Origin of the sequence: Shewanella vaxholmensis (assembly GCF_031932135.1) — a bacterium.
Lineage (GTDB): Bacteria > Pseudomonadota > Gammaproteobacteria > Enterobacterales > Shewanellaceae > Shewanella > Shewanella hafniensis.
Genome location: NZ_JAUOEV010000002.1, coordinates 1 through 12,304, shown reverse-complemented (window position 1 = coordinate 12,304; position 12,304 = coordinate 1). Strand labels below are relative to the sequence as shown.

General features: G+C 46.6%; 9 protein-coding genes and 3 tRNA genes. 5 read left to right on the top strand and 7 right to left on the bottom strand.

Features of this window, described 5'->3' with window-relative positions:
* Positions 1–149: 149 nt before the first annotated feature.
* On the top strand, positions 150–857 hold the full coding sequence (locus tag Q4Q46_RS02125; RefSeq protein WP_259578530.1) for a pseudouridine synthase: 708 nt from the start codon (positions 150–152) through the stop codon (positions 855–857).
* A gap of 126 nt (positions 858–983) precedes the next feature.
* Here the strand turns inward: Q4Q46_RS02125 and hmpA are convergent, their stop codons facing one another.
* The 6 genes from hmpA to Q4Q46_RS02095 form a co-directional block, all read right to left on the bottom strand.
* Positions 984–2,177 carry an NO-inducible flavohemoprotein gene (gene hmpA / locus Q4Q46_RS02120; protein ID WP_259586386.1) on the bottom strand — a complete coding sequence of 398 codons (1,194 nt, stop codon included), beginning with the start codon at positions 2,175–2,177 and terminating at the stop codon, positions 984–986.
* A 261-nt stretch (positions 2,178–2,438) separates the two neighbouring features.
* A complete protein-coding gene (locus Q4Q46_RS02115) occupies positions 2,439–4,064 on the bottom strand; it encodes a methyl-accepting chemotaxis protein (protein WP_311905096.1) in 1,626 nt (541 codons plus the stop codon).
* 166 nt (positions 4,065–4,230) lie between these two features.
* Positions 4,231–4,317: transfer RNA gene (locus Q4Q46_RS02110), tRNA-Leu, on the bottom strand.
* A gap of 86 nt (positions 4,318–4,403) precedes the next feature.
* Positions 4,404–4,490: transfer RNA gene (locus Q4Q46_RS02105), tRNA-Leu, on the bottom strand.
* A 54-nt stretch (positions 4,491–4,544) separates the two neighbouring features.
* A tRNA-Phe gene (locus Q4Q46_RS02100) sits at positions 4,545–4,620 on the bottom strand.
* A gap of 229 nt (positions 4,621–4,849) precedes the next feature.
* Positions 4,850–5,611 carry an outer membrane protein assembly factor BamD gene (locus Q4Q46_RS02095; RefSeq protein WP_006085778.1) on the bottom strand — a complete coding sequence of 254 codons (762 nt, stop codon included), beginning with the start codon at positions 5,609–5,611 and terminating at the stop codon, positions 4,850–4,852.
* 122 nt (positions 5,612–5,733) lie between these two features.
* Here Q4Q46_RS02095 and rluD point away from each other — a divergent pair, with 122 nt between their 5' ends.
* The 3 genes from rluD (at position 5,734) to clpB (ending at position 10,215) form a co-directional block, all read left to right on the top strand.
* Positions 5,734–6,708 (top strand): 23S rRNA pseudouridine(1911/1915/1917) synthase RluD, encoded by a 975-nt coding sequence (gene rluD, locus Q4Q46_RS02090; protein WP_006080591.1) that lies wholly within the window; start codon positions 5,734–5,736, stop codon positions 6,706–6,708.
* Positions 6,709–7,443, top strand: coding sequence for a peptidoglycan editing factor PgeF (gene pgeF, locus Q4Q46_RS02085; protein WP_311905095.1), 735 nt, complete (start codon positions 6,709–6,711; stop codon positions 7,441–7,443).
* 198 nt (positions 7,444–7,641) lie between these two features.
* Positions 7,642–10,215: an ATP-dependent chaperone ClpB gene (gene clpB, locus Q4Q46_RS02080; RefSeq protein WP_006080593.1), complete on the top strand. Its 2,574-nt coding sequence runs from the start codon at positions 7,642–7,644 to the stop codon at positions 10,213–10,215.
* 251 nt (positions 10,216–10,466) lie between these two features.
* Here clpB and Q4Q46_RS02075 read toward each other — a convergent pair whose 3' ends face one another.
* Positions 10,467–10,934, bottom strand: a complete 468-nt coding sequence (locus tag Q4Q46_RS02075) for a DUF4124 domain-containing protein (RefSeq protein ID WP_006080594.1) — start codon at positions 10,932–10,934, stop codon at positions 10,467–10,469.
* A 94-nt stretch (positions 10,935–11,028) separates the two neighbouring features.
* Here Q4Q46_RS02075 and pssA point away from each other — a divergent pair, with 94 nt between their 5' ends.
* Positions 11,029–11,880 carry a CDP-diacylglycerol--serine O-phosphatidyltransferase gene (pssA, locus tag Q4Q46_RS02070; RefSeq protein WP_012588345.1) on the top strand — a complete coding sequence of 284 codons (852 nt, stop codon included), beginning with the start codon at positions 11,029–11,031 and terminating at the stop codon, positions 11,878–11,880.
* Positions 11,881–12,304: the final 424 nt, after the last annotated feature.

Here is a 12,304-nt window from a genome sequence, read left to right as displayed (position 1 = left end):
TGAGCGCCTAGCTTAACAAATTTTACCTCGTTCGATCCAATTTAGCCCAGAATAGCCTTTGTGATGCCCCTCTAGTTCGGCTTGCTATGAGCTGAACTTGCATCCTGCTAGAATGGCTATCCCATTCATATTTCGTCATTTGTGGTGTTATGCAATCTAAGCGCGGCCGACTCGATCGTTATCTTTGTACCCAGTTACACACTCACCGTAAAGCGGTGCGTGAACTGCTATTATCGGGCAGAGTGTGCGTCGATGGATTGATAGTGAAAGATATGGATTGGCAAGTGGATGAGTTTTCCCACATCCAACTCGATGAGCAAATACTGCAGGCCAATGCGCCCGTCTATGTGATGCTTCACAAGCCGATAGGTGTAGTAAGTGCCACCAAAGATACTCAACATAAAACTGTGATTGATTTGCTTGATTGCGAAGCCCGTGATGAGTTGCATATCGCCGGCAGACTAGATTTAAACTCTTCGGGTTTGTTGTTATTGACCAATGACAGCCGCTGGTCTGATGCGTTGATGTCACCCACACACAAGGTCGACAAAGTGTATCGGGTTACCTTAGCGAATCCCATAACCGAAGAATACACCGCTGCATTTGCCGAAGGGATGTATTTTGGCTTTGAAGATATTACAACCCAACCCGCTAAGCTGGTTATCCTCGCTGATAACGTGGCTGAAGTGACTTTACATGAAGGTAAGTATCATCAAATCAAGCGGATGTTTGGTCGGTTCCGCAATCCGGTTGTTGGCCTGCATCGATTATCGATAGGCGATATTGTGCTTGATGAAAAGTTGGCACCGGGTGAAAGTCGCGCGCTCACTGCCGCTGAAGTTGCTTCTATCCGTTAAAAATGATGAACAGAAAAGTGCATCAAGCATTCATCGTTCTTGTCGTTATTGTTTGCCATGCTAACAATGAAAGCTAAGCATTCAAACGGACCTGAGCGTGAATTCCCTCAAGTCCGTGTCATGCCATTAAAGATCGGCGTGAGGGCCGAACACTTCATAGTGCATGCTTTCAGCCGCGACACCCAGAGCGAGTAGTTGTTGCTTGATGGCTGACATGAATCCAATGGGGCCGCAGAAATAATAACGTGCGTGGGGAAGCAACTGTTCGGCGACTTTACTTAACTCCATTTGCCCTTCGAAATCATAATCATCACCCAACTTATCGGTTGGGGCTGGCTCACGATACCAAACATGACTCGTCAGATTATGATGTTGCTGGCGCTTGGCGTAGATAGCCTGTTTGAACCCGTGTACGGCGCCTTGCTCACAGGCATGCAGCCAAGTGATAGTGCTGGGATGCTGCAGCTTGAGTAATTGATTGAGCATACTTTTCATCGGTGTTTGGCCTACACCAGCCGAAATGAGCACTACGGGGGTGTCCGCCGCGACTTCTAGGGTAAAGTCTCCCGCGGGTGGCATCACCGCGATTTTGTCGCCGACGTGTATCGCATCATGCAGCAGGTTCGACACTTGTCCGCCGAGTTCGCGTTTTACACTGATGCGGTAGCTGGTGCCATTTGGTGCATCGGATAAGGAATATTGGCGGATTTCTTCATATGCCAAATTCGGGTGTGTTAGCTTCAAACTTAAATACTGACCAGGGATAAAATCTTTAACGGGCTTGCCATCTGCGGGCGTCAATATGAAGGAGGTGATGACTGCGGACTCGGTATTTTTCGCACTAATGATAAACTGACGCTCACCTAACCAGCCACCATCTTGCTCTGCATGCGCTTGATAAATTTGTGCTTCTCGCTGAATAAAAATGTTGGCTAAAAATCCATAGGCCTGTGCCCAAGCTTCTAACACTTCTTCTGTTACCGCATCGCCACCTAATTCTTTAAGCGTTGCCAATAAATGGCTGCCGACGATCGCATACTGCTCAGGTTTGATCAGAAACCCCGTATGTTTTTGGGCAATGCGCTCGACGGTTGAACTCAGTACCGCTAAGTTTTCGATATTTTTTGCATAGGCTGCGACGGCATTGAACAGGGCTACAGGCTGACCACCAGAATGTTGGTGCGCCAAATTAAATACATCTTTTAGTTCAGGATTATGTTTGAACATACGTTGATAGAAATGGGTCGTCAGCGCAGGGCCTGCAGATTCGAGTAAGGGAATAGTGCTCTTGATAACTTGGATAGTACGGCTGTCCAACATAGAAAATCCTTAACATGCAAATATTATGAGTGTTTAATGAGTTTAAAGATCTATTTGATTTGAATCAATAGGGATTATCGCTATCTGTGCTATCGATAACGAGGCAGAGTTCATTTGAAGTGTTCAATAAAAGGAGAAATTAAATCGAGAAATGATGAAACGGATATTCTATTTCAATGGGTTACAGATGATGTAAATAGAGGGGAGTTTGACTGCAACAGCAAAAATGGTTGCAGTCGTTTTGTGGGTGATTGAGTAAAATTAGAGCTTAAATGCGCTCACTTGATTGCGCATGCTGCTGGCGAGCTTAGTTAAATTAATCACAGATTCACTTAATTCAGCCGCCGAAGCTGTGGAATGCTCGGCGATATCGCTGATGGCAATAATGCTGCGATTAATACTCTCGGCAACGCTACTTTGCTCTTCAGCTGCGGTCGCAATGTGGGTATTCAGCTCGGTGATGCTGTCTACTGAGGTGACAATTTCTTTCAGCGCTTGACCCGCCTGATTGGCTTTATCATTGGCATCATCTACTTGATTGATACCTATTTCCATGGCGCTGACGGCTTCTTTAACTCCTTGTTGTAGGGTAGCAATCATGGCCTCAATTTCTTGAGTCGATTTTTGAGTGCGTTGCGCTAGAGTTCGCACTTCATCGGCCACGACCGCAAAACCGCGACCTTGCTCTCCCGCCCGTGCGGCTTCAATGGCGGCATTGAGTGCCAGTAAATTGGTTTGTTCGGCAATGCTCTTAATCACATCGAGTACGCGGCCGATATTTTGACTTTCATTAGATAAGAATCCAATGACCTGCGCCGTTTTTTGAATTTGATCAGAAAGCTGCGACATACTGCTAATCGATTGCATCACAATATTATTGCCGTTAGCGGCATAGGTATCGGCATCTTTGGCTGAATCCGCTGCGGCAGATGCGCTTTGGGCGACTTCGGCAACGGTGGCCGTCATCTCATTCATGGCCGTTGCAGTCTGCTCCGTTTCGGCTTGTTGCTGTTGCATCCGTTTATTGGTGGCTTGGGTGAAGCTACTTAACTCATTTGCCGAACTGTTGACCGTAGTTGCCGCCTCGGCAATGGAATGAAGAATGCCCCGTAAGTGTTCAATTACTTGGGTGAGGCTCGTGGATATTTGCCCTAGCTCATCGTGATTAAAAGTGGTGAATCTGACGGTGAGATCTGAGTCTTGATGGATCCTTTTCAGTTTACCGAGGATGTCATTAATGGGATTCATCACGCTGCGATTGACCCAGAGTCCAATCACAATACTGATGATCATGGCGGCACAGGCTAATGCCACAAAAATAGTGATTGAAGATTGATAAATGGCATTTACACGATTTTTTTCTTCGCCCGCCACGCGGATTTGCAGTGCAATCAGTTCAGATATTTGGTTGCTGATAGGATCGATCGCTTGGTACAGCGGCAGGATATTGGCTGAGAGTTGGCTTGAAACATCGCCGTTTAATCCTCTTAAGCGCGATATCAGGGTATCAATCTGTTGATTCGCGGGGGAGAACAGCACTTCGGCTTGTTTTACGAGTCGGGATTCTTCTGAGGTAAGCTCGGTAGATAGGTATTTTTGCCAATGTTGAGTAATAGTCGATTTGGCACTGTCTAGCGCTTCAGCCGCTTCCGAGGCGGTGAAACCACCCGCGTTCGCCTTATTGACCGCATCGATAACATCGACCGCATACTTATCGGCAATCACTTTTAAATCATCCAGCGGCACCACTCTGTCGTTATAGATGCGTTCAACACCCGACTCAATATTGCCCATCATATTAATGGCGAGAAAACCAATCGTCAGTAACATTGCAAGGGGGACCAAAATGCCGATAAACATTTTTTGTTTTATTTGTAGACCGTTCATATGGGATAGCCTCAGTGAACTAAAGAGTCCTTTAGGCAGAGCTCGAGCTATCCCTACGATGAGTCTGTAACATTAGGTATAGCAAATCAGCGGAAAGAAGGGAGAGTAACAGAGGATTTATTTTGTTTCAGATACAAAAAAACCTCGCTAAGCGAGGTTTAAATGTTGGTACAGATGAGAGGACTTGAACCTCCACGCCCTTGCGAGCACCAGCACCTGAAGCTGGCGTGTCTACCAATTCCACCACATCTGCATGGCTATCCGAAATTTCATCGAATGAGTAATCTTAAAACCGAAGAAACAATCTTAATGCTTTGTTTCATTCGTTGAACTGCAATTTGGTACAGGTGAGAGGACTTGAACCTCCACGCCCTTGCGAGCACCAGCACCTGAAGCTGGCGTGTCTACCAATTCCACCACACCTGCACTGTACCTATTGCAGTTCTCTAACATTAGTCGCTGAAGCAACCAATTTAAAGATGGTGCCCGAACCCGGAATCGAACCAGGGACACGAGGATTTTCAATCCTCTGCTCTACCGACTGAGCTATTCGGGCGACGGGCGCAATTTAAAGGCTTTTCGGGTTTTGAGTCAATAGATTTTTACTAAATAACGTAAAAAGTGACTCGGTTGGATAAGATTTACACGAAAGTGTCATTTACGCTGCAAGTGGCGAGCTAAAAATAGTCAAACCACTATCCACGCTGGGGACTTAGCAATATCCAGTGATGGGTTATCTTGGCTAGCAAAGCAAAAAAATGCCCCTATTAAAGGGGCATTCTCGGCTAGTTTGATAAGATTTCATTGTTTGGATAGTTAGCTTGCATTACCATGAGCACGTTTTGCTTCAGCTTGCTCTGACCTAATTCGCCATAAGCTTCTATCATTATCTCTAATGCCCGTTCATTTGAAGGGGTGCCAGGATATGTTTCCATTACAGATTGTGCTCGGATTGCTGCGGCGCTCCATGCATTCATCTTGAGATAATATTCGGCAACTTGGATTGAATATCTTGCTAAGCGATTCTTCAACGCTAACATGCGTTTTTGCGCATCGGCGGCATATTTGCTGTTAGGGTAAGTTTTGATAAGACGATCAAAATCTTTGAAAGCATCTTGAGCATTTTTAGGGTCACGATCGGTTCGGTCGATATTAAGCATATCGTGGAACAAGTAGTTGTCGGCTTGCATGTTCACTAAACCGCGCATATAGAACACATAGTCAATATCAGGGTGGGTAGGATTAAGACGGATAAATCTGTCTATGTTCGCAATCCCCGAAGCGACATCGTCCATTTTGTAGTAAGCATAAATCAGGTCTAACTGGACTTGAGTTTTGTGAGGTCCGAAGGGGAAGCGTGAGTCTAACGCCTCCAAAGAACGGACAGCTTTAGAGTAATTGCCAAGTTCCATAGAGGTTCTTGCCTGAGTGTAAAGCACATCAGGTGACGTTTTGGCGGCAATATCGTTATCATCAGGGCTGCTGCTACAGGCTGATAACGCTAGTGAAAATAGGACTAAGGTAACGCCTTTGGAAAATTTATACATACTTGAATTCAATTCTTTTTAAGTTGTAGTTAAGAATTTTTCCATTTCACTATAAAATAGAAAACATCCGATTGTAACAGATAGCACACATTTTTTGACCCCTAAATGGGGATACGGTTCCTATGACACAAGAGATTAATCTAAAAAGCGAGATTTCGGCAACACAAACTGGACTGAGATTAGATCAGGCCCTAGCAGAGTTGTTCCCAGATTACTCGCGCACGCGCATCAAGGAATGGATCCTATCTGATGCAGTTCATGTTGACGGCGTTGTCGTTAATAAGCCCCGCGAGAAAGTTTATGAGCTGCAACAGATACTCATAGACGCCACTCTCGAAGAAGAAGTCCATGCCGCGGCGCAGGCCATTGATCTGGATATCGTCTATGAAGATGACGACATTATCGTGATCAACAAGCAAGCTGGATTGGTGGTTCACCCAGGTGCTGGCAATGCCGATGGCACTTTGATGAATGCACTATTGCACCATTGTCCTGATATTGAGCATGTGCCACGTGCGGGTATTGTGCATCGTCTGGACAAAGATACAACAGGTTTGATGGTCGTTGCCAAAACCGTTGAAGCGCAAACGCATTTAGTTGCCGCTTTGCAGGCCCGTGAAATCACTCGTGAATACGAAGCGATTGTTATGGGTACTATGACAGGTGGCGGAACTGTGGATGAGCCGATTGGTCGCCATCTTACTAAACGTACTCACATGGCGGTGCTGCACTCAGGTAAACCTGCGGTGACGCATTACCGTGTCGCGGAAAAATTCCGTAACCACACGCGTTTGAGATTACGTCTAGAATCTGGCCGTACTCACCAGATCCGTGTGCACATGGAATACATAGGCCACGTGTTAGTGGGCGATCCTGTGTATGGTGGTCGTCCAAAACCGCCTAAAGCCGCGAGCCCTGAGTTTTTCGATATCCTGAAAAACTTCAAGCGCCAAGCGCTGCACGCAGTTCGTCTAGAATTAGCTCACCCAGTGAGTTGTGAAATCATGAGCTGGCAAGCGCCAATTCCTGAAGACATGGTGATTTTGACTAAAGCACTGCGTCAAGACACGGTAGAGCATCCGATCGAGTATCTCTAAGTGTTTGCTCACGATTGGCCTGTTCCTGCTAATGTTGGCATCGCTATGACAAATCGTCATGGCGGTGTGAGCGTGCATCCCTATGACAGTTTGAATCTTGGACTGCATGTCGGTGATGCTGAACAGCAGGTGATGGCTAATCGTGAATTACTCTGCAAACAATTAGCGTTAACCGCCAAACCTGTCTGGCTTGAGCAAGTCCATGGTACCCATGTGCTCAATTTAGACACGCTAAGCTTAGCTCAGGCTGAGGATACGCCGATTGCCGATGCCAGTTATAGCCGAACTGCGAGCCAAGTTTGCGCTGTAATGACCGCCGATTGTTTACCTGTATTGCTGTGTAATCAAGCGGGAACCGAAGTGGCAGCGGCCCATGCCGGTTGGCGCGGTTTATGTGATGGCGTGATTGAGGCCACCTCGGCGCAGTTTAGTTCTCCTATGGATGAGTTGATTGCCTACCTCGGCCCGGCGATTGGTCCGCAAAAATTTGAAGTGGGCGTCGAAGTGAAGCACGCATTCTGTGGCCTACATCCACAGGCGGCAGCGTGTTTTATTCCCAGTGGTGACAAGTATCTGGCCGATATTATTGGCTTGGCTAAATTACGCTTGAGTTTACTCGGCATCAAGCATATTTATAGCGCCGATATCTGCACTGTCAGTGACACCGATTACTTCTCTTATCGTCGCGATAAGGTGACGGGGCGCATGGCATCATTGATCTGGCTTAAGTCTTAAGTTAATTCCCCTACAATTTATATTTATTTCCGCGTTATCCGCTTGAATTTGGCTAAATAGCCCCCATCTTTTAACTAACGAAATGTAATACCAATCCTATTAAGATCTCTCCATTAGCGGTACTGATTTAACGCCACTAAATTGGCAAGATATCTTGTGGATTGGCATATCTCTACTATGTGAGTTTTAGGAGGCTGTATGCGACTCGATCGTATGACCAATAAATTTCAGCTTGCCATCTCAGATGCCCAGTCTCTCGCACTCGGGCGTGATCATCAGTTTATTGAACCGCTGCATTTGATGATGGCATTGTTGAACCAAGATTCAGGTTCAATCCATCCCTTATTGACCCAAGCTGGCATTCGCGTGAGTGCGCTGCGCTCGCTTTTGAGTCAAGAGCTTGAGCGCTTACCTCAAGTCGAAGGTACGGGCGGCGATGTGCAATTATCCCAAGGTTTAATACGTTTATTAAACCTGTGCGATAAATTGGCGCAAAAGCGTAAAGACAAATATATCTCTAGCGAGTTATTTGTATTAGCTGCGTTAGAAGGAGGCGATGCCCTCGCGCAAGCGTTGAAAAAAGCCGGCGCGACCAAAGAGTTGATGGAGCAAACCATTGAACAAATGCGCGGCGGCCAAAAAGTGGATGATCCGAACGCTGAAGATCAACGCCAAGCGTTGAAGAAGTTTACTATCGATCTAACCGAGCGAGCCGAGCAAGGCAAGTTAGATCCTGTGATCGGCCGTGACGATGAAATTCGCCGCACGATCCAAGTATTACAACGTCGCAGTAAAAACAACCCCGTCCTTATCGGTGAACCAGGTGTGGGTAAAACGGCGATTGTTGAAGGACTTGCCCAGCGTATCGTTAATGGTGAAGTCCCTGAGGGGATTAAAAATAAGCGCGTCTTATCCCTCGATATGGGCTCATTGATTGCGGGCGCTAAATATCGCGGTGAGTTCGAAGAACGTTTAAAAGCGGTATTGAATGAGTTAGCGCAGGAAGAAGGTCAAGTGATCCTCTTCATCGACGAGCTGCATACTATGGTCGGCGCCGGTAAAGGTGAAGGCGCAATGGATGCGGGTAACATGCTGAAACCTGCGTTAGCGCGTGGTGATTTGCACTGTGTGGGCGCGACCACGCTTGATGAGTATCGTCAGTACATTGAAAAAGATGCGGCGCTTGAACGTCGTTTCCAAAAAGTGCTGGTGGATGAGCCAAGTGTTGAAGACACCATCGCCATTTTGCGTGGCCTGAAAGAACGTTACGAGCTGCATCACCATGTGGAAATTACCGATCCGGCGATTGTGGCGGCGGCGACTATGTCGCACCGTTATGTGTCGGACCGTAAATTGCCCGATAAAGCGATCGATTTGATCGACGAAGCGGCATCGAGCATCCGTATGCAGATGGACTCAAAACCTGAGTCACTCGACCGGCTCGAACGTCGTGCTATCCAGCTCAAACTGGAGGAGCAAGCGTTAGCCAAAGAAAATGATGAGGCGAGTCGTCGCAGGCTTGATCATCTGCAAGAGGAATTACGTGACGTTGAAGCTAAAGCTTCAGAGTTGAACGAAATCTGGCGTACTGAAAAAGCCGCATTAGCGGGAACTCAGCACATTAAAGCCGATCTCGAACAGGCTCGAATGGATTTAGAAGTGGCGCGTCGTGCGGGTGATTTAACTCGGATGTCTGAGTTGCAATACGGTCGTATTCCTGAGCTTGAAAAACAGCTCGATTTGGCATCGCAAGCCGAAATGCAGGACATGACGTTATTGCGTAACAAGGTCACTGAGTTCGAAATCGCCGAAGTCTTGTCGAAAGCGACGGGAATTCCCGTATCGAAAATGCTTGAAGGCGAGCGCGAAAAATTACTGCAAATGGAAGTGGCGCTGCACGAGCGGGTGATAGGCCAAAACGAAGCCGTCGATGCGGTCGCGAATGCGATTCGTCGTAGCCGCGCGGGTCTGGCGGATCCAAATCGCCCGATTGGCTCGTTCCTGTTCTTAGGCCCAACGGGTGTGGGTAAAACTGAGCTGTGTAAATCACTGGCGAGGTTCTTATTCGATACCGAGTCGGCCTTAGTGCGCATTGATATGTCTGAGTTTATGGAGAAACACTCAGTATCGCGTTTAGTGGGTGCGCCTCCTGGATACGTGGGTTATGAAGAGGGCGGTTACTTAACGGAAGCCGTTCGTCGTAAACCGTATTCGGTGATATTGCTCGACGAAGTCGAGAAAGCGCATCCCGATGTGTTTAACATCTTACTGCAAGTGCTTGATGATGGACGCTTAACCGATGGTCAAGGTCGTACTGTAGATTTTAGAAATACAGTGATCATCATGACCTCGAACTTAGGCTCTGACATTATCCAAGAAGGATTTGGTCAAGTGACCTATGCAGAGATGAAAGCGGCGGTAATGAATGTGGTCACTCACAGTTTCAGACCCGAGTTTTTAAACCGTATCGATGAATCTGTGGTGTTCCATCCATTGGATGCTGCCAATATCAAGCGTATTGCTTCGATACAGATTGCTTCCTTACGCCAACGTTTGGCGGAAAAGGACTATACATTGGAAATCACCGACGACGCATTATCACTGATTGCGGAAATTGGTTTCGATCCTGTGTATGGCGCAAGACCGTTGAAACGGGCATTGCAGCAAGAAGTCGAAAACCCGCTGGCGCAGAAATTACTGCGTGGCGACTTGTTACCAGGTAAACCGATCAAGGTCAGCTGTGCGGGTGGCGAGTTAGTGTTCGAGCAATAACCAGTCGCTAGTCACTTAGTGTGTTGTTTGAATGCGATACGTTAACAGCAAGCTTGAAGTTGGATAGGTTGAAATGGGCGAACTGAAATAAGCGTTCTTGAATGAACGAGCTTGAAATAAACTATCTTGCAATAAGAGATAGCGCTTTCTTAGTCAGTATCGCTCCCGCTTCAAGTACTAAAACGAAAGGAGCCGAGTTTTTAACTCGGCTCCTTTTTTATTGCATCAGCTTAATCGCTCTTCATTAATGGCTACTTCTTATCACAGAAGAGTTTGATTCTTTCCTGTTGCTGGGCAATCGAGGCTTGGCGGTCTTCCTCTGTCATAGCGACAGATTCACCCGAATCGGAAGTTTGGCGGATAAGCTTAGTGTGCGTCGTGAGAATATCTAAATTGTGTTTAGCACTCTCACAAATGGATTGAGCCTGTTTAGCATCTTTCTCTTTGATCAGCGCCGCTGACTTTTCTAATTCATTGGCTTCAGAAGTGGCTTCAGCTTTCTTTACCGGTGCGATAAAACCCACTTTCGCCTGCTCTAAATCTTCACTGTAGAGCTTTTCTGCTTTGATGTTTTCTTGTTGCGGGGCTTGTTGGCTGTAATGCGTCACCCCATTTTCGTCGACCCAAGTATAGATAACGCCCGCAGAAACGGGGCCAATGAAAAGGCCGAGCCAAAACCAGCGGCATAGCATAGTGCTGAACGTGTTCACTTTTAACATCGAAATCATCCCTAACTGGTCTCTCATCGACATGATAATAAAATATGTTATCTTGAAAGCTAACTTCTCTTCACCGAACTAGCGTAATAAGTGTATGCAAAATTCTTCAAATCAAACAGTAAAGAATAAAGGTATCTATTTATTACCGAACCTTTTTACCACAGCGGGTTTGTTTTCTGGCTTTTATGCCGTAATTGCTTCCATGAATGCTAACTTTGAAGCCGCAGCGATAGCCATTTTTATTGCCATGATTTGTGATGGGCTCGACGGCCGAGTGGCAAGACTGACTAATACCCAAAGTGATTTTGGTGCTGAGTACGACAGTATGGCCGATATGGTGTCCTTCGGAATGGCGCCAGCACTACTCGCCTACAATTGGGCATTAGCGGACTTAGGTAAAATTGGTTGGCTGGCCGCATTTATCTATTGCGCAGGTGCAGCACTCAGGCTTGCTCGATTTAATACGCAAGTTGGCGTCGCCGATAAGCGTTATTTTCAAGGTCTCGCCAGCCCGGCTGCCGCCGCTGTTATTGCTGGCAGTATTTGGCTTGGTAACCAATACAGCCTCGATGGAAGAAACATCAGTTGGATTGCGGCCCTTGTTACGGCAGCAACCGGTTTACTGATGGTCAGCAATTTCCGCTATCACTCCTTTAAAGAAATTGATTGGCGCGGCAAGGTCAACTTTATCGTGATCTTACTGGTCGTCGGTGTGTTTGTGGTGGTGTCGGTGCAACCTGCATTGATTTTATGTGTCGGCTTCTACTTATATGCGATTTCAGGCCCGATCATTACGATTCGAACCGTGAGAAAGCTCAAAGTCGCTCACGTTGTAGGAGATGATGTCGCGGCGAGTGTCGAAACTAACTCCTCAGTCCAAGCCGCTGCACAAACTCAAGTCGTTACAGATCTCGAGAAAGAGAAACAAGAAGAGCATAAACCTTAGGGTTCGTGCTTTTGAGCATTGCTTATCATTAGCTAGGTGCAAACAAGAGTAAGGCATCACACTAGGCATAACGTTTTTAGAGGTTTGCTGATAGAGATATAGCGAAAAATAGCTATCAACTTCTGTTTATGCCCATTCAATCTATTAAAACCTCTGCAATAGGTGATTTCTTCTGCCAGACTTATCAACCCAAACAGCGATATTGCTCAATATTGCAGTATATTTCTGCAGTTTGGTGGTTATTCATTCGCTTGGCGCTGATTGTTAAAAAAGCCCTTGCACAAAATCTCCTGCTCCCTATAATGCGCATCCACTGACACGGCAGACAGCGTTAAGCAGCCTGATGTGACAGTTCATCAATGAGTTTACTAATTGATGAGTGTCGAGAAAGTTTGCAAAAACTCCTTGACGCGAAACGGGAAAT

Bases quoted from the DNA above. Each gene is read 5' to 3' on its own strand.
- Q4Q46_RS02095 (WP_006085778.1), bottom strand. From the start codon at position 5,611: ATGTATAAATTTTCCAAAGGCGTTACCTTAGTCCTATTTTCACTAGCG.
- pssA (WP_012588345.1), top strand. From the start codon at position 11,029: ATGCAAAATTCTTCAAATCAAACAGTAAAGAATAAAGGTATCTATTTA.
- Q4Q46_RS02125 (WP_259578530.1), top strand. From the start codon at position 150: ATGCAATCTAAGCGCGGCCGACTCGATCGTTATCTTTGTACCCAGTTA.
- Q4Q46_RS02115 (WP_311905096.1), bottom strand. From the start codon at position 4,064: ATGAACGGTCTACAAATAAAACAAAAAATGTTTATCGGCATTTTGGTC.
- hmpA (WP_259586386.1), bottom strand. From the start codon at position 2,177: ATGTTGGACAGCCGTACTATCCAAGTTATCAAGAGCACTATTCCCTTA.
- clpB (WP_006080593.1), top strand. From the start codon at position 7,642: ATGCGACTCGATCGTATGACCAATAAATTTCAGCTTGCCATCTCAGAT.
- rluD (WP_006080591.1), top strand. From the start codon at position 5,734: ATGACACAAGAGATTAATCTAAAAAGCGAGATTTCGGCAACACAAACT.
- Q4Q46_RS02075 (WP_006080594.1), bottom strand. From the start codon at position 10,934: ATGTTAAAAGTGAACACGTTCAGCACTATGCTATGCCGCTGGTTTTGG.